At 66.6% G+C, this 17,383-nt stretch carries 16 protein-coding genes; 12 read left to right on the top strand and 4 right to left on the bottom strand.

Annotated elements, in window-relative coordinates:
- The first annotated feature begins 47 nt into the window (after positions 1-47).
- Together RIE31_12300 and RIE31_12295 are read left to right on the top strand one after the other, a co-directional pair.
- Positions 48-1,286, top strand: a complete 1,239-nt coding sequence (locus tag RIE31_12300; GenBank protein ID MEQ8641368.1) for a Xaa-Pro peptidase family protein — start codon at positions 48-50, stop codon at positions 1,284-1,286.
- A complete protein-coding gene (locus tag RIE31_12295; protein MEQ8641367.1) occupies positions 1,286-2,869 on the top strand; it encodes a trimethylamine methyltransferase family protein in 1,584 nt (527 codons plus the stop codon). The genes RIE31_12300 and RIE31_12295 overlap by 1 nt, the downstream gene beginning before the upstream one ends.
- Positions 2,870-2,897: 28 nt before the next feature.
- On the opposite strand, the gene RIE31_12290 is transcribed toward RIE31_12295, so the two are convergent.
- Complete coding sequence (locus RIE31_12290; protein MEQ8641366.1) at positions 2,898-3,284, bottom strand: VOC family protein; 387 nt, start codon at positions 3,282-3,284, stop codon at positions 2,898-2,900.
- A gap of 167 nt (positions 3,285-3,451) precedes the next feature.
- Between RIE31_12290 and RIE31_12285 the strand changes: the two genes are divergently transcribed.
- Positions 3,452-4,084 carry a dienelactone hydrolase family protein gene (locus tag RIE31_12285; GenBank protein ID MEQ8641365.1) on the top strand — a complete coding sequence of 211 codons (633 nt, stop codon included), beginning with the start codon at positions 3,452-3,454 and terminating at the stop codon, positions 4,082-4,084.
- 23 nt (positions 4,085-4,107) lie between these two features.
- Here RIE31_12285 and RIE31_12280 read toward each other — a convergent pair whose 3' ends face one another.
- Positions 4,108-5,292, bottom strand: a complete 1,185-nt coding sequence (locus RIE31_12280) for a mandelate racemase/muconate lactonizing enzyme family protein (GenBank protein ID MEQ8641364.1) — start codon at positions 5,290-5,292, stop codon at positions 4,108-4,110.
- Positions 5,293-5,407: 115 nt separating this feature from the next.
- Here RIE31_12280 and RIE31_12275 point away from each other — a divergent pair, with 115 nt between their 5' ends.
- A complete protein-coding gene (locus tag RIE31_12275) occupies positions 5,408-6,205 on the top strand; it encodes a peptidoglycan-binding domain-containing protein (protein MEQ8641363.1) in 798 nt (265 codons plus the stop codon).
- A gap of 46 nt (positions 6,206-6,251) precedes the next feature.
- Here the strand turns inward: RIE31_12275 and RIE31_12270 are convergent, their stop codons facing one another.
- The gene (locus tag RIE31_12270) at positions 6,252-7,466 is read right to left on the bottom strand and encodes a multidrug effflux MFS transporter (GenBank protein MEQ8641362.1); all 1,215 of its coding nucleotides are present in this window, start codon (positions 7,464-7,466) and stop codon (positions 6,252-6,254) included.
- Between the two features lie 84 nt (positions 7,467-7,550).
- Positions 7,551-8,306, bottom strand: coding sequence for a DUF427 domain-containing protein (locus RIE31_12265; protein ID MEQ8641361.1), 756 nt, complete (start codon positions 8,304-8,306; stop codon positions 7,551-7,553).
- A 286-nt stretch (positions 8,307-8,592) separates the two neighbouring features.
- Between RIE31_12265 and RIE31_12260 the strand changes: the two genes are divergently transcribed.
- From RIE31_12260 to RIE31_12225, 8 genes are all read left to right on the top strand, one after another.
- On the top strand, positions 8,593-9,852 hold the full coding sequence (locus tag RIE31_12260; GenBank protein ID MEQ8641360.1) for a Xaa-Pro peptidase family protein: 1,260 nt from the start codon (positions 8,593-8,595) through the stop codon (positions 9,850-9,852).
- 11 nt (positions 9,853-9,863) lie between these two features.
- The gene (locus RIE31_12255) at positions 9,864-10,805 is read left to right on the top strand and encodes a nucleoside hydrolase (GenBank protein ID MEQ8641359.1); all 942 of its coding nucleotides are present in this window, start codon (positions 9,864-9,866) and stop codon (positions 10,803-10,805) included.
- A 112-nt stretch (positions 10,806-10,917) separates the two neighbouring features.
- Complete coding sequence (locus tag RIE31_12250; protein MEQ8641358.1) at positions 10,918-11,943, top strand: DUF3179 domain-containing protein; 1,026 nt, start codon at positions 10,918-10,920, stop codon at positions 11,941-11,943.
- A 68-nt stretch (positions 11,944-12,011) separates the two neighbouring features.
- Positions 12,012-12,794 (top strand): VWA domain-containing protein, encoded by a 783-nt coding sequence (locus RIE31_12245; protein ID MEQ8641357.1) that lies wholly within the window; start codon positions 12,012-12,014, stop codon positions 12,792-12,794.
- Positions 12,795-12,820: 26 nt separating this feature from the next.
- Positions 12,821-13,579, top strand: coding sequence for a DnaJ domain-containing protein (locus RIE31_12240; protein ID MEQ8641356.1), 759 nt, complete (start codon positions 12,821-12,823; stop codon positions 13,577-13,579).
- Between the two features lie 73 nt (positions 13,580-13,652).
- The gene (locus RIE31_12235; GenBank protein ID MEQ8641355.1) at positions 13,653-14,552 is read left to right on the top strand and encodes a UTP--glucose-1-phosphate uridylyltransferase; all 900 of its coding nucleotides are present in this window, start codon (positions 13,653-13,655) and stop codon (positions 14,550-14,552) included.
- A gap of 20 nt (positions 14,553-14,572) precedes the next feature.
- Positions 14,573-15,940, top strand: a complete 1,368-nt coding sequence (locus tag RIE31_12230) for a UDP-glucose/GDP-mannose dehydrogenase family protein (GenBank protein ID MEQ8641354.1) — start codon at positions 14,573-14,575, stop codon at positions 15,938-15,940.
- The gene (locus RIE31_12225; protein MEQ8641353.1) at positions 15,937-17,367 is read left to right on the top strand and encodes a phosphomannomutase/phosphoglucomutase; all 1,431 of its coding nucleotides are present in this window, start codon (positions 15,937-15,939) and stop codon (positions 17,365-17,367) included. The genes RIE31_12230 and RIE31_12225 overlap by 4 nt, the downstream gene beginning before the upstream one ends.
- The last annotated feature ends 16 nt before the right edge of the window (positions 17,368-17,383 follow it).

Raw genomic sequence — 17,383 nt, 5'->3', positions numbered from 1 at the left:
CTGACCCTGCCGGTCTCTGTCTTTGCATTATTTGCCGGAGTTCATCCATGACCTTCTCACCGCCCCATCACAAGCCCGGCGTCGATATGGGCACCCACGACTTCGAGGCCGAGATCGATACCCGGGCGCTGCGCGCCTGGCGCCTTGGCCGTATTCAGGAGCAGTTGCGCAAGCGCGGGCTGGGCGGCGTGCTGCTCTATGATCCGGTCAATATCCGCTACGCCACCGGCGGCCGGAACATGATGATCTGGACCATGCACAACGCGGCGCGCTACGTCTTCGTGCCGGCGGCCGGCAAGTCCATCATGTTTGAGTTTCCTGGCTGCGCCCATCTGGCGGAGGGTCTCGATACCCTGGCCGAGGTGCGCACCTCCACCGGCTTTCTTTTTGCCGGTGGCGACCGCCGCAACAGGCGGGTGCGCCAGTGGGTTGGTGAGATTCTCGAGCTGGTAAGGACCTATTGCGGCGCCGACCGCCGGCTGGCCGCCGATCATGTGGATGTGGAGGCCGGTCAGGTGCTTGTCGCCGAAGGCGTCAGGCTGGTTGAGGGCCAGTCCCTCATGGAGCAGGCCCGCTGCATTAAGTCGCCGGAAGAGATCTCCGTCATGAGCCTGGCGATCGGCGTGGCGGAAACCGCCTGTGCCCGCATCCGCGAGGCGCTGGAGCCTGGCCGCACCGAGGCCCAGATGTGGTCCATCCTGCAGGCGACCAATGCCGAGATGGGCGGCGAGTATATTGAGACCAAGCTGCTGACGTCCGGCGCGCGGACCAATCCTTGGTTCCAGGAAGCCGGCGAAAAGCGCATCCGGCCCGGCGATCTGGTCAGCTTCGACACCGATCTTGTGGGCCCCTTCGGCTATGACGCCGATATGTCGCGCACCTATTTCTGTGGCCCCGGCCGGCCGTCGGGCAAACAGCGCGAGCTCTATGGTCTGGCCTTCGATGAAGTGCACCACAATATGAGCCTGCTGAAGGCCGGACTGTCGTTCCGCGACTATGCGGAGCGGGCCTGGGAGGCGCCGCCGAACTTCCACAAGAACTGGTACAACGGCCTGATCCACGGTATCGGGCTGTGCAACGAATATCCGGTCCTGTCAAAGCGCTTTCTGGAGTTCGACGACGCCAGTGAGGCCGGCTTTGAGGAGAATATGCTGGTCTGTGTGGAGAGCTATATTGGCGAGGATGACGGAGTCGAGGGCGTCAAGCTGGAGCAGATGGTGCGTATCACGGCGACCGGCGTGGAGCTGATGACCACCTATCCCTTCGACGAGCAGCTCCTCGCCTGATGGCGCCGGCCACCGACAACCCCGCGTCCGGCCGCCGTCGCCGCGAAGGCGCCCGCCGCACGGTCGCCGGATCGCCGCCCCGCGACGGGCGGGGCGGTCGCGGCGGTGCCGTCCGTCAGGCGCCGTGGGCCCAGCCGGAACTGATCTACGACCCGGTTCGCCTGTTGAGCGACGATCAGGTGGAGGACATCCACCAGGCGTCGCTGCAGGTGCTGGCCCGCACCGGGCTCGAGGTGCAGGACAGCGAGGCGGTTGGCCTGCTGCGCGCCGAAGGGTGCACCGTGGATCCGGCCAACAATCGTGTGCGCTTCGACCCGGCCTTCATCGAGTCGAAGCTGGCGCTGGCGCCGAAGAGTTTTACGTTTCGCGCCCGCGATCCGGCGAAATCGCTGCATATCGGCGGCCGGTCCATTGTCTTCTCGCCGGTTGGCGGTCCGGCCTTTCTGTCCACGCTGGACAAAGGGCGTCATCCCGGCAGCATTGCCGAGGTGGGCGACTTCGTTCGTCTGGTGCAATCCCTCAATGCCATTCACACGGCGGCTTACGGCTTTGTGCCCATGGACCTGCCGGCCGAGTCCCGCCACCTGGATATCATGCTGGCGCTGACCACCCTCAGCGACAAAGCCATCGGCTGCACCGCTCTGGGCCGCACCCGCGTCATGGACGAAATCGCCATGATGCGCATTCTCCATGGCGAGGACGAGGCGGCCTTTGCCCGCTCGCCCAGCCTCAGCGGCATCATCAACACCAATTCGCCGCTGAAGCTGGACGGTGAGATGGCCCAGGGCCTGCTGACTCTGGCCCGCGCCGGCCAGGTGGTGATCGCCACGCCCTTCACCCTGGCCGGCGCCATGAGTCCGGTGACGCTCGCCGGCGCACTGGTGCAACAGAATGCCGAGGCGCTGGCCATGATTGCTCTGGCCCAGACCGCCAGGGCCGGCGCACCGGTCATCTATGGCGCCTTTACCTCCAACGTGGATATGCGCTCGGGCGCGCCGGCCTTCGGCACGCCGGAGAACGTCCGCGCCGCCTTCGCTACCGGCCAGGTGGTGCGCCGCTATGGCCTGCCCTACCGCTCGCACGTGGCCACCGTCTCCTGCGCGGTGGATGCCCAGGCGGCGTATGAATCCCAGATGTCGCTGTGGGGCTCCGTCATGGGCGGCGCCAATGTCATCATGCCCACCGCCGGCTGGCTGGAAAGCGGCCTCACCACCTCGTTCGAGAAGCTCATTGTCGATGCGGAATCGGCCCAGCTCGTTGCCGGCCTCATGCAGCCCATCGCCACCGACACGGACTCCCTGGCCGTGGCGGCGATCGATGAAGTGGGGCCGGGCGGGCACTTCTTCGGCGTCGGCCATACTATCGAACGCTACGAGACCGCCTTCTACAGCCCCATGCTGTCGGACTGGCGCAACTTCGAGTCCTGGCAGGAAGCCGGCTCCGAAGATGCGGCCAAACGCGCCAACGCCATCTGGCATTCCCTGCTGGCCGCCTATGAGCCGCCGGCTCTGGATGACGGCATACGCGATGGTCTCAGTGACTATGTGGCGCGGCGCAAGCGGGACCTGGCCAACCCGATCTGACGGCGTCCGTCAGACCACCCGGGTCGAACTATTCCGGTGCGTGGCACACCGCTTCGATGTTGTGGCCGTCGCCGTCGCGCACGAACGCACCGTAGTAATTCGGATGATAGTGCGGTCGCAGGCCGGGCTTGCCATTGTCCGTGCCGCCGGCCGCCAGGGCCGCCGTGTAAAAGGCATCCACCATCGCCCGGTTCGGCGCGGTGAACGCCACATGCACCGGCAGTCCTTGCGGCGCCGGCCCGCCGATCCAGAAGAAGGGCTTGCCGGCGGCGCCAAAGCCTGCCGCCGCACCGGCGCCGGTCTGCTCCGCCGTGACCTCGGCGATGAGACTGATGCCCAGCGGTTGCAGGGCCGCGCTGTAGAATCCCTTGGCGCGTTCCAGATCGGTGACGGCCATGCCTATGTGATCGATCATGTTGGTCCTCTTGTCGGATTGCCACGAACGGCCAATCGCACCACCGTATGTCCACAAGCGCAAGACGCATTTGGCCTGCGTGGACTGATACAGATCATTTCGGCCGGGCAAGAAACCGTGAACCCTGATGCTGTGGTCTGGTCGGGCGCTACGCGGTGGTGCGATTAATGGCGGAGTTGATTCTGCCGTCCCGACGGGTGCCGTTTGGCGGCGTCCTCGTCATCCACTCGTGGTGGGGCCGTACGGACTCTTTTTCCGAGTACGGCCAGGCGTTGGCGAATGCCGGATTTGTCGCCGGTTTGTCGGATCTGTTCGATGGCCGCACGGCCGCCACCGCCGCACAGGCCCGCGCCCTCAGACGCCGGCCGCGGCGCATACCCATGTATCACACCCTGCGCGATGATCTGGCTGAGGTACGGGCCAGTCTGCCGGCCACGGGAAAGCTTGCCGTGGTGGGTTTTTCCATGGGCGGACACTGGGCGGTGTGGTTGTCACAGCAGGCCGACCTGCCGATTGCTTCGGTTGTTCTTTACTACGCCGCCAGGGGTGGTGATTTCCGGGCCAGTCGTGCCGCCTATCTGGCGCATTTCGCAGAGCAGGACCCGTGGCTATCGTCTGCGGCGCGGCGCAACATGGAGCGGCGCTTGCAGGTGGCAGACCGCCCCTATACCAGCTTCGACTATGCCGGGACCGGTCATTGGTTTGCGGAATCCGCGCGGCCGGAGGCGTTTGTTCGCGGTGCGGCGGCCACGGCCCGCCGACGAACCGTCGCGCACCTGAAGAAGACCCTGACCGGCTAGACGACGCGTCGTTCGCCACCGTCTTACGACAACGGCACGCGCCGGAAGACACCCGGATTGGCCGGGTCGTGGAATTCGTTGGGCGGACCGTTGTCCACGAAGTCCTTGTGGGCGTGGGCCATGCGGTCGCGGTCAAGCTCGACCCCAAGGCCCGGTCCTTCCGGCACCCGCACGGTGTTGTTCTTGGTCTTGAACGGGCCGCCGATGATGATATCCGCCACTTGCTGGGTGAACAGCGACTGGTTGGGTTCGCGGACCCAGTTGAGCGCCGCACACATGTGCAGGTACAGCGCGCTGGTGATACCGGCGTCGCCTGAATAGAACCAGAAGTCGATCCCCATCTGTTCGCAGGCGCCGATGAAGCGCACCGCATGGCTGATGCCGCCATGGGTCGCGGTGTCGGTGACGAAAATGTCGGGTGTGCCCAGCGCCACCGCATGCTGGAAATTGCAGTTGTGGACCGAGAAGGGAATGGAGGTGGAGCGGCGCAGAATCGCCATCTCCTGAAAGCTGGCCACCGGGTCTTCCCAGCCGCGCACACCCAGCTCCTCCAGTTCCGGCGCTATCATTCGCGCGGTGGCTACCGAATAGGCCTTGTTGGAGTCGATGCGGAGCATGATCTTGTCGCCCAGACGGCGACGGATCTGCCGCAACATTTCCAGGCTCGGCTCCGGGTCGGCGGTGGTGAACTTTCCCTCGAAGAAAGTGGAACCGTGGGTCTCGTGCATTTCAACGCAATAGTCGGCCACCGCTTCCGGCGTCTGTTCCCCGCCCTTGCCGTTCAACGCCTGACGGAACGAAAAATACTCCGTAAACGGAATGTCCTTGCGTACGGCGCCGCCCAGTAGCTGGTACAGCGGCTGGTTCCACGCCTTGCCGCGAATGTCCCACAGTGCCGTCTCGATGCCGCCCCAGGCGCGCAGCAGGGGGAAGGGCGTGGTGGACTGTACGCCACGCAGCCCCGGCACACAGCGCGCCTCCAGCCCGGCGATGTCGAACGGGTCGCGGCCCACCAGGCGCGGGCCAAGGCTATCATTGATCATCGCCGCCAGTTCGCCGCGTGGCGCTTCGCCAAGACCGGTGATGCCTTCGTCGGTCTCCACCTCGATCACCGCTTTGGTAAAGCCGGGCAGGGCGCCGAAGGTCCAGTCATAGGGCGCTTCCAGCGGCAGGTTGACAGGCGTCGCTCGGACGCGGGTAATCTTCATGGGGGCGCTCCCTGGTATGTGTGGCGTGCATTCTGCCTGCCGCACCGGGCTTGCACTAGACTGTCCGGGTGCTCGTGTGCCCCTTGGGCCTGACCATGATCCGTCGTGCGACCCTATGAAATCACTTCATGCCATCGCCCATGCTGCCGGGTCGGCCGTGGTGTTGGCCGCCATGCTCTACATGCCGGCCGCCGTCGCGCCGGTTGCGGGGATGGCGCTTGCGGCGGACATGGCAGCCGGTTCCACCGCGGAGGCCTGCCTTGCCGCTGCCGCGCCGGACCGGGTGGCGGCTCTTTTGGATATCCGGCCGGAGCTGGCCTTGCCGTTGTGCCGCGCCGCGACGGCGGAGTCGCCCGCTGACCCGCGGCTGGCTCATGCGCTGGCCCGGGCCAGCGCCCGCGCCGGCGACACCGATCAGGCGATGGCCGCCTACCGGCGCGCCGCCGCACAAGGCGATGTAGTAGCCCAGTATGAACTGGCCCGCCTTCTTCTGGCTGGCGGCGGTGCGGCGGCAGAGGCGCAAGCCGTCACCTGGCTGCAGATGGCGGCGGCGGCCGGTGCGGCCGATGCCGGCCTCATGCTGGGTGTGCTTCATCGCACCGGACGGGGCGTGCCGGCCGATGATGGGCTTGCCGCGCGCTGGCTGGCTCTGGCGCTGGCGCGCGGCGACCGGCGCGTGGCCGATCAGGCGCGATCAGCGCTGGTGGCTATCGCCTGGCCGGAGCGTCTGGCCGCCGGCCAGGCTCTGTTGCGGGCGGCGGGCTATGATCCGGGCTTGCTGAGCGATGACAAGTCACCGGTGCTGGTCGCCGCCATCCGCCGCTTTCAGTCGGATGCCGGCATCGCCAGCGATGGCCTGTTGACGGAAGCTCTGCTCGCGGCCCTTGCCGACCATGTGGCGCCGCCTCCCTGATTCATTGAGGCCTGACTCGTTGCGGCCTGACTCGTTGCGGCGTGACTCACTGGGCTGTGGCCGGCCGCCGCCCGCGCCGGCCGAGCCAGACATGGCTCAGCAAGGCACCGACGCCGCCGATGGCGATGGCCGTCACCATCGCCAACTGGGTGCCGTCGCTGGCCCACACCACCAGGATGCCGGCCGCCGCTGACAGCACCATCTGGATGAAGCCCAGCAGGGAGGAGGCCGCCCCCGCATTGTGCGGCCACGGCGCAATGGCCATGGCGATGGTATTGGGCATGATCAACCCCATGCCAAAGGTATAGACCGCCATGGGAATCAGAATCTGCCATACACCGGTGGAGCCACCCCAGGCCAGCCCCGCCATGGCCAGCCCCGATGCGGCGCCAGCGATGCCGCCCCATAGCACCAGCCGCGGGCTGCCCACCCGGCGGACCAGCCGGCCCGAGGTCAGATTGCCCGACAGGCCGCCCAGCACCGCCGCGCCGAAGCAGACGCCATAGACGCCGGGTGTCAGACCCAGAAACTCGATAAAGACGAAGGCGGAGGCGGAAATGAACGCAAAATAGCCGCCGAAATTGAAGGCCAGGGTCAGGGCATGGCCCAGATAGGCGGGCTCCGCCGCCAGGCGGGCGAAGATCCGCAGCATGGGGCCGAAATTGACCGCCTCGGGATTGAACTTCGGGTTGGTCTCTTTCAGCAGGCTGATGATCGCCAGCAGGCACAGCCCGGCCGCCGCCGCCACGAAGGCGAAGTTCCAGCGCCAGCCAAGAAACTCTTCTATCTGACCGCCGATCATCGGTCCAAGAGACGGCGCCAGGCCCATGGCGGCGGCCATATAGGCCATCACCCGGGCCGAGCGTTCGGGCCCGTAGACATCGCGCACAACCGTCCGCGACAGAACGCTGCCGGAGGCCGCTCCCAGCGCCTGCAGGAAGCGGGCGACGATCAGCATATCCACACTGCTGGCCAGCGCCGCCATGATCGAAGCCAGAATGAAGGTGGCGGTGCCGGCGATCAGCACCGGCCGCCGGCCAAAACGGTCCGACAGGGGCCCGTGCAGCAACTGGCCCAGCGCGAAACCGACGAAGAACAGGCTCAGCGTAAGCTGCACCTTCTCCTCGGTCGTCCCATAGTCGGCGACGATGCTGGGCAGGGACGGCAGATAGACATCTACCGCCAGTGGCCCGTAGGCGGCCAGCGCCGTCAGCAGCGCGGCAATCGTCAGGGAATCCGCGCGCGGGCGGGTCCAGGCCATGTCTCGTCTTCCGCTTGGGGTTGGGCAGCGACCGCGGGTCAGCGGCCGGCGTCAGGCTTTCATGGGATGCGTCAGGCGCGGGGTCTAGCGGAAATGCGTCTTCGGCCGCTCCAGCGCGATGCCGTCCTCGCTCATGTCCACCGCTTCATTGTAGAAGCAGATCAGGCCCTGCAGCTTCGCCTGTTCGGGGATCGGCATGGGATACCACCAGGCCAGGTCCTTGTGGGTCTTGCCGTCGGCCACCACCGAGTAGTATCGCGCCTCGCCCTTATAGGGACAGGCCGTCTGTGTATCGCTTGACTGCAACAGGTCAAGCCGCACGTCCTGTGGCGGAATGTAATAGCGCGTGGGCAGCCCGGTTTCCCACAGCAGGACCGGCCGCCGGGTGTCCGCCACCAGTGTGCCGTCCACGCTCACCTGCACATGACGCGACGAGGCCACCGCATCCACCCGGTGATAGGGGTTGCGGGCGTGCACATAGATCCGCTCGTCTTCCTCGAACCACGCGTCCATCGCCTTCCAGGCGAAGGTCACATAGGACTCCAGATCGGCTTGCCCGGCCTTCGGTGGCTGGCGATAGGTAAAGGCGGCGTCCTTCGCCGTCTTGCCGTTGACCGTCACGTCCCAGAACAGCTTCTCGCCGCGCGGATTGCCGCTTTCCCGCGTCTCGCTCGGGCTCAGCACGCCGGCGGCCACCGCATCCCGTGGAAAATAATAGTTGGGATAGGGCCGCTCGAAGAACAGGACCATGTGGCGGCTGTCGGCGATGCACTGGCCGTTGAAATAGGCCCGCACACGGCGCGGACTGGCTTCGATGGTGTAGTCGTCGATCTGGTACATGGAAATCCTCTGCCGATTAGCGGTTTGGCCCAGTCTAGTCCCTTGCCGCCGTGCCCGTCGCCTGCCGTCGCCTTCTCTGTCCCGCTCAATAGGGACTCCAGGGACTCTCCGGCTATGTGGACTCCCTGCGTTGAGTCTTTGCCCGACGTGCCTGCGACCTGGCGTCGCCGGTCCGCGTCCTTGCTTGGCAGGGCGAGGCCGGCGTTCTACCGTGGTCCCGGCACGGACCGGGACCGGGTCGTGCCGGGGGCGGGGCGGTCCGATGGACTTTGCGGGGGATACACCGATGAGTTTGGAAGCACTGGGCTCACTCGACCTGGCCAAGAATGCGCCGGGCGCCGGCCTCAAGGATTATGAAGGCCAGATCGACATGGTGGCGCTCCGGGCGTACCGCCTGGGGCGGGTGCGCGAACAGCTCCGCGCCCGCGACTATGCCGGCATCGTTCTCTATGACCCCATCAACATCCGCTACGCCACCGGCACCCGTCAGATGGCGGTGTGGACCCTGCACAACGCGGCGCGCTACGTCTTTGTGCCCACCGAGGGGCCCATCATCCTGTGGGAATACAACAATCCCGGCGCCATCATGGTGTCGGCCGGCCTGGAAACGGTGGACGAGGTGCGGCCGGCCCGCACCTGGTTCTATTTCCCGGCGGCGGAGCAGGCCGCCTCCCGCGCTCGCGCCTGGGGTGACGAGCTGGCGACGGAAATCCGCCGTCTGTCCGGCGACAACCGGCGCGTCGCTTTCGACCATCTCGATCCCTACGGCCACAATGTCATGCAGGAGCTCGGCTTCGAGGTGATGGATGGTCAGCAGGTGATGGAGCGCGCCCGCGTCATCAAGGGGCCGGAGGAGATGGCCTGCATGAATGTGTGCATGGATGTATGCGATGCCGGCATGTACCGCATGCGCGAGGCGCTGAAGCCGGGCATGACTGAAAACGCGCTGTGGTCCATTCTGCATCAGACGAATATCGAAATGGGCGGCGAGTGGATCGAAACCCGTCTGCTGACCACCGGCGGGCGGACCAATCCGTGGTTCCAGGAATGTGGCGAGCGGGTTATCCGGCCGGGCGATCTGGTCAGCTTCGATACCGATCTCATCGGCCCCTTCGGCTATTGCGCCGATGTGAGCCGCACGTTCTTCTGCGGCCCGGGCAAGCCCAGCGACGAACAGAAAAAGCTGTATGGCCTGGCGGTGGACCAGATCGCTCATAACTGCGCCTTGCTGAAACCAGGCGTTACCCACCGGGAAATCTGTGAGAAGAGCTGGAAGATACCTAACGAATACGCCGCCAATCGCTATTCCCTGCTGCACGGGGTCGGCCTCTGCGACGAGTATCCGTCGATCCCCAACGTCCAGGACATCTGGCGCCTGGCCGATCCCGAAGGGATTGTCGAGCCGGGTATGACCTTGTGCGTCGAAAGCTATGTCGGTGCTGAAGGCGGCGCCGAGGGCGTCAAGCTGGAGCAGCAGGTGCTGATCACCGATAACGGCCTGGAGATTCTATCGACCTTCCCCTACGAAGACGCCTTCCTCAGCTAGGCGGCCGGACCATGGCCGCTCTGCCCATCATCTTCGACTGTGATCCCGGCGTGGATGACGCGGTGGCGCTGATGATGGCGCTGGCCGTGCCGGAGCGGCTCGATGTCAGGGCCATTACGCCGGTCGCCGGCAATGTGGGTCTGGAGCGCACGGCGCTCAATGCCCGCGCCCTGCGGGAGCTGTGCGGCCGACCGGAAGTCCCGGTCCATGCGGGCTGCCCGCGGCCCCTGGTCGGGCCCGTGGCTGACGCCTCCCACGTGCATGGGGCCAGCGGTCTCGGCAATCTCGTTCTGCCGCCGCCGAAGCAGCCGCTCGATGACGGCCACGCGGTCAGCGTCATCGTCCACATGCTGCGGCAGGCTGATCCGGGTGAAATCACCCTGTGCCCTGTGGGGCCTCTGACCAACATCGCCCAGGCCATGGTCATGGCGCCGGATATCGTGCCGCGCATCGCCCGCATTGTTCTCATGGGCGGCGCCACCTCGCTCGGCAATGTGACGCCGTCGGCAGAGTTCAACATCTATGCCGACGCGGAGGCGGCGCGCATCGTCTTTGAGGCCGGCGCACCCATCGTGATGTTTGGTCTCGACGTCACCATGCAGGTCATCGCCAGTCCGGCGCGCATGGCCGCCACTCACGCGCTCAAAGGGCCGGTGGCCGACGCCGTTCGCGCGCTGGAGCTGTCGCGGCCAGCGGCGGTGGAGCGCTTCGGCACTGCCGGGGTTGCTCTGCACGACGCCTGTGTCATCGCCTGGCTGCTGCAGCCGGAGCTGTTTTCCGGCCGTGAGGTTCATGTGGATGTGGAAACGCGCGGAGAGTTTACCCGTGGCCGCACGGTGGTCGACTGGTGGGGCCGGCAGAAGGACCGTGCGCCCAATGCTCTGGTTATGGACCGGGCCGACGCCGATGGCTTCTTCGCCTTGCTGGCCGACTGTATCGCCCGCTACGGCTGAGGCTGGCCGCCGGCGGCCGCCACTCTCAACCAAATGTGACGAGGCGTGGTTTGCCGCCACCGCCTGCAGCCTGTTTCCTGTGGCCTGATCCCCCCGGCCAAAAGGATGCGCCATGCCTCGCTTTTCCATCCGCCCCAAGCGGTTCCGTCTGCTGATCCGGCCGGCGCTGTTGGTCGCCCTGGTCCTTGGCCTGGCTGCCCCGGCGGTGGCCCAGGACGAGGCCGACCTTGAGAGCTATTTCGCCCGCAACTGGCCACAGACCAATCTCGCCAAGCGCTCGGTGAGCCTGTCGGAGGTGATCCCGGTGCTCCGTGCCGACGGTATTCCGTCCATTGACGATCCGACCTTTGCCGACGCCGCCGGCCACGACTCACTGGATGACATAGAGCCGGTGCTGTCAGTGGAGATCAACGGCGATGCCCGCGCCTATCCGCTGCAGATCATGACCTGGCACGAGATCGTCAATGACGTGGTGGGTGGGGTTCCCGTTGCCGTCACCTATTGCCCCTTGTGCAACACGGCACTCATCTTTCGCCGCGACGTGGATGGCCAGGTGCTGGAGTTCGGCACCTCCGGCGCGCTGCGCCACTCCGATCTGATCATGTATGATCGGCAGACGTTCAGTTGGTGGCAGCAGTTCACCGGCGAGGCCATTGTCGGTGATCAGACCGGCACGCTGCTGGACATCGTGCCGTCGCGGCTGGAATCCTTCGCCCGCTTCCGGGAGCGTCATCCCGATGGCCAGGTTCTGGTGCCGGCCAGCGGCATCCTGCGCAGCTACGGTCGCAACCCCTATCCCGAATATGACAGTGGCTCCACACCATTCCGCCAGTTCTTCGGCGGCCCCTTGCCGGAAAATATCGCGCCGCTGGCCTATGTGGTGAAGGTGGAGGATCAGGCCTGGTCACTGGACCTGCTGCGTCAGAGCGGGCGCATCGAGGCCGGCGATCTGGTCATCACCTGGACCCCCGGCATGGCCTCGGCCTTGGACGCCAGCCGCATTTCCTCCGGTCGTGACCTCGGTAATGTGGTAGTGCAACGGCAAACCGCCGAGGGCCCCCGCGATGTCGCCTACGAGCTGACCTTCGCTTTCGCTTTCCATGCCTTCAATCCCGACAGCCCCATCGTCACCGAATAGGCGCCGGCAAAGAACAGGAACCACAGCCGCCTCTTGGCAGAACCGGTCATCGGCTCCATCCTTGTGCCATGGCCGATGACCGCAAGACAGATCGCCGCTCCCCGCCGACCACCGCGTCGGATACCGCGCCGGACACCACGCCTGCGCCGACCGGCGCCGGTGCGGTGGCCGATTTTCTGGCGCAGGTGGCGGCGCTTGATGACCGCTCAACCGGTGGCGTTCGGGCACGGCGGGGCCGCCTGATCTTTGCGCTGGATGCCACCGCCAGCCGCCAGCCTACATGGGATTCCGCCTGTCACATTCAGGCCGAGATGTTTGAGGCCACGGCTGCGCTGGGCGGCCTCGACGTGCAGCTCGTCTACTATCGCGGATTTCGCCAGATCCGGGCCAGCCGCTGGATTGCCTCGGCCCGCGCCCTGACTGACCTCATGCTGCAGGTGCAGTGCCAGGCCGGCCACACCCAGATTGGCCGCCTGCTGCGTCATGTGCACAAACAGGCGCGCACGGCGCCGGTGGATGCGGTCGTCTTTGTGGGCGATGCCTGCGAAGAGGATATTGACCAGGTGGCGGACGCGGCCGGCCGACTCGGCCTGCTGGGCGTGCCGGTGTTCATTTTTCATGAAGGCAATGACCCGGCCGCTGGTCGTGTCTTTGCGGAGATTGCCCGCCTGACCCGCGGTGCCTGCTGCCACTTTGACCGGGCCAGCGCCGGTCAGTTGCGGGCGCTGCTGGGGGCGGTGGCCGCCTATGCCGCCGGTGGCCGGCCGGCCCTGGCGCGCTATGGCGAGCGCGAGGGCCAGGTGGTGCGTCTGATTGCCAGCCAGCTCGGCGCGGATGGCCCGGCGGATTGATGTGAAACGCGCTATAGTGGGCTGACATGCTTCCCTGGCTCATTCTCGTGCTCGGCGTCGGTGCCGGTCTCTATTTTCTCGCTCGCTGGTTTCTTCAGGCGGATCCGCACACCATTGCCCGGGCGCTGCGCTGGGGCGCCATTATCGCTGCAGCGGCCATTGCGGTGTTCTTCGTCTGGGCCGGGCGATGGACCTGGCTGCCGGCGGTCCTGCCCTTGCTGCTGCCCTGGCTGGCGCGGGCCAGGAATCGCTCGCGCTGGGCGCGCAACGCTGGCGGGCCATCGGCCGGCGGCCGTTCGGCGGTGGAAACCCGCTTCCTGCGCATGGCGCTCGACCATGGCAGTGGCGCCATGTCTGGCCAGGTTCTGGCCGGCAGCTATGCGGGCCGTTCGCTGGAAAGCCTCGACCTGACGGAATTGCTCGATCTCTACGGGGAATGCCGTGGCGACGCCCAGTCGGCCGCCGTCCTCGGCGCCTGGCTCGACCGGGCCCACCCCGGCTGGCGCGAGGCGGCCGGGGAAGGCGCCGCCGGCGGAAGCTCCGCGGGTGATGGCCGCCGCCAGTCGCGACCCGGGTCGCGCCGGTCGGGTGCGGCCAGCGCTGGCAGTGGCGCCATGAGCCGCATGGATGCTCTCTCTATTCTGGGGCTGGACGAGGGCGCGGATCGTGACGATATCGACCGCGCCTATCGCCGCCTGATGTTGAAACTCCATCCCGATCAGGGTGGCTCCGACTGGCTGGCCAGCCGCATCAATGAGGCCAGGTCGGTTCTGCTGGACGCCTGACCCGGCCGGGCCGCCTGACCTCTCCGCGCAGATCGTCTTTGACCAAACCGGCCGCCCCGGCTATCACCACCTCATGCCGTCCGCCGCCCCCATCCTGCGTAAAGCCGTTCTGCCGGTGGCCGGCGCCGGCACCCGTTTCCTGCCGGTGACCAAGGCCGTGGCCAAGGAACTGCTGCCGGTGGTCGACCGCCCGCTGGTGTCCTATGCGGTGGAGGAGGCGGTTGCCGCCGGCGTCAGCGAGATCATTTTCATTACCGCGCCCGGCAAGCCCGCCATACAGGACTATTTCTCGCCGGCCCCGGCGCTGGAGGCCCTGCTGGCGGAGCGCGGCGAGACCCACCGTCTGGAGGTATTGCGCGCCGCCGTGCCGGCGGGGGTGCGCTTCTCTTATGTGCAGCAGGACCGGCCGCTTGGTCTTGGTCACGCGGTGGCCTGCGCCCGCGCGCTGGTGGGCGAAGAGCCCTTTGCCGTTCTCCTGCCTGATGAATTGCTGCGCGGCGATCCGCCCTGCCTGGCGGCCATGGCTACCGCGTGGCGCCGGGCCGGCGGCAACTGTGTCGCGGCGCTGGAGGTGCCTGCCGCCGACGTCAGCCGCTACGGAGTCATCGCGCCGGCCGGTCCGGCCAATGATGACGGGTTGATCCCGCTGGCCGGCATGGTCGAAAAGCCGGCGCCGGAAGACGCGCCGTCCAACCTCATGCTGCCCGGTCGCTATATCCTGCAACCCCGCCTGTTCCATCATCTGGCGGCCGGCCGCCGCGGCGCCGGCGGCGAGATTCAACTGACCGATGCCATGGCGGCGCTGCTGGCCGAACAACCGGTCTTCGCCTACAGGTTTGACGGCCAACGCTTTGACTGCGGCGGCAAGGCCGGGTTTCTGGCGGCCAATCTGGCGCTGGCCCTTGAACGGCCGGAACTGGCGGCGGAGGTGCGGCAGCTTCTGGCGGGCCTCACGCCCGCTGCCGACGCCTAGCTCCGGAAGGAAACCGAACGATGCGCATTGCCATGGTGGGGGCCGGCTATGTGGGGCTGGTGTCGGGCGCCTGTTTTTCGGAGTTTGGCGCCGATGTTGTCTGCGTCGACACGGACGCGGCCAGAATTGCCCGCCTGCAGGCCGCCGACATGCCCATCTTCGAGCCCGGCCTGCCGGAACTGGTTCGCAACAATATGGCGGCCGGCCGGCTTTCCTTCACCACCGATCTGGCGGCGGCCGTAAACGGGGCGGATGCGGTATTCATTGCCGTCGGCACGCCGTCGCGGCGCGGCGACGGTCATGCCGACCTCAGCTATGTGGAAGCTGCCGCCAGCCAGATCGCCCCGCTGCTCAAGGGCTTCACGGTCATCGTCAACAAGTCCACCGTGCCGGTGGGCACCGGCCGTCGCGTGGCGGAGATTATCACCGCCGCTGGCGGGCGCGACTTCGCCATGGTGTCAAACCCGGAGTTTCTGCGCGAAGGCTCGGCCATTGGTGATTTCATGCGGCCGGACCGCATCATCATCGGCAGTGATGATGATCGCGCCCGCGCTGTCATGCGAGAGATATACCGGCCGCTCTTTTTGCGCGAGACGCCCATCCTGTTCACCGATCTGGAAACGGCGGAGCTGGCGAAATATGCCGCCAACGCCTTCCTGGCGCTCAAGATCACCTTCATCAACGAAATCGCCGACCTGTGCGAGAAGGTGGGGGCCGATGTTCAGGATGTGGCCCGCGGCATCGGTCTCGACGGTCGTATCGGCGCCAAGTTCCTCCATCCCGGCCCGGGATTCGGTGGCTCCTGCTTCCCCAAAGACAGCCGCGCCGTGGTGCGCACCGCAAGCGATGCGGGCGCGCCGCTGCGGCTGGTTGAAACCCTGCTGCAGGTCAACGAGCAGCGCAAGCAAGCCATGGCCGGCCGCATTATCGCGGCGCTCGGCGGCACCGTGCGGGATCGCCGGATCGCCATTCTCGGCCTGACCTTCAAACCCAACACCGACGATATGCGCGAAGCTCCCAGCCTCCATATCATTCCGGCCCTGCAGGCCGCCGGCGCCCATGTCTGCGCCTATGATCCCGAAGGCATGGACGAGGCCCGTCCGCTGCTGCCGGGGGTGCAATGGTGCACGGACTCCTGGCAGGCGCTGACCGGCGCCGACGCGCTGGTCATTGTCACGGAGTGGAATGAGTTTCGCGGTCTGGATCTGGCCCGCGCCCGCCGCCTTATGCGCCAGCCGGTTCTGATTGACCTGCGCAACATCTACAGCCCCGCTGACGCGGCGCAACAGGGTTTTCGCTATACCTCGCTGGGCCGGCCGCCGGGCATACCGGCGGCTGAGGCGCCGCCAACGGATACGCCGACAACCGGGGATCATCCGTCGTCGTGACGGCCCATCGGCTCGATCCGTCAATCCTCCGCGAATATGATATTCGTGGCATCGTCGGCGACACCCTCAACGAGCCGGACTTTGCGGCTATCGGCTGGGCCTTCGCGGGCCGGGTCATCGCCGCCGGTGGCCGCCGGGTGGCGGTTGGCTATGACGGACGGCTTAGCTCGCCGGCGCTGGAGGCGGCCCTGGTGGACGGCTTGATCGGCGGCGGCGTTGATGTGGCGCGGATCGGCCGTGGCCCGACTCCGATGCTCTATTTTGCCGTCTGGCGGCTGGATCTCGATGGCGGTCTGATGGTCACCGGTTCGCACAATCCGCCCGATCACAACGGCATCAAGATGATGCTCGGTCGTCGCTCCTTCTATGGCCCGGACATCCAGGCCCTGGGGCGGGAAGCCGATACGCTCGCCGCCGTCGCATCTGGCGGTTCGCCAGGTGTGGCGCCCGGCGTGGCGCGCGTGGAGTCGCTGTCACAGGACTATCTCGATCGCCTGCTGCAGGAAGCGCCTGACGGCGGCCGGCCCCTGGCCATCGGCTGGGACCCCGGCAATGGCGCGGCCGGTGATGCGGTGCAGGCGTTGACGGCGGCGCTGCCAGGCCGTCATCCGGTGATCAATGGCGACATTGACGGACGTTTTCCGGCGCACCATCCCGACCCCACCGTGCCCGCCAACCTGGTTGAGTTGCAGGCACTGGTGCTCGACCAGGGGCTGGAGGCGGGGCTCGCCTTCGATGGTGATGGCGACCGCCTTGGGGTGGTTGACGGGCAGGGGCGCATCCTGTGGGCGGACCAGCTTCTGGTGCTGCTGGCCCAGGACGTGCTGCGCCACAATCCCGGTGCACCCATCGTCGCTGACGTCAAGGCCAGCCAGGTTCTGTTTGACCGCATCGCCGCCATGGGCGGAAAACCGGTCATGGCGCGCACCGGCCATTCCATCATCAAGTCGCGCATGGCGGAGCTTGGCGCGCCGCTTGCCGGCGAAATGAGCGGGCATATCTTTTTCGCCGATCGCTACTATGGCTATGACGACGCGCTCTATGCGGCCATGCGCCTGCTGCGGATTCTTGCCGCCTCTGACATGACCCTGGCGGTGTTTCACGACTCTCTGCCGAAGGTGGTCAACACGCCGGAAATTCGTGTGCCGGTGCCGGCGGTGCGCAAGTTCGCCATTGTCGAGGACGTGCGGACCAGGCTGACCGCCGCCGGTGCCACCCTGTCTGATCTGGACGGCGTGCGCGTTTCCACGGCGGATGGCTGGTGGCTGCTGCGCGCGTCAAATACATCGGAAATGCTGGTCGCTCGCTGCGAGGGGCCGGACACGGCGGCGCTCTCGCGTCTGGTCGCGGCACTCTCAGACCAACTGGCGAAAAGCGGCGTTGCCCGGGATACTCTGGACGCCGTGGCGGAGTCCGCCGGGCTCTGAGAGGCCGGGCCTTGAG

Source organism: Alphaproteobacteria bacterium, assembly GCA_040218575.1.
Lineage (GTDB): Bacteria > Pseudomonadota > Alphaproteobacteria > JAVJRE01 > JAVJRE01 > JAVJRE01.
The sequence above is the reverse complement of the archived record's forward strand: the minus strand, read 5'-3'. Positions and strand labels throughout refer to the sequence as shown.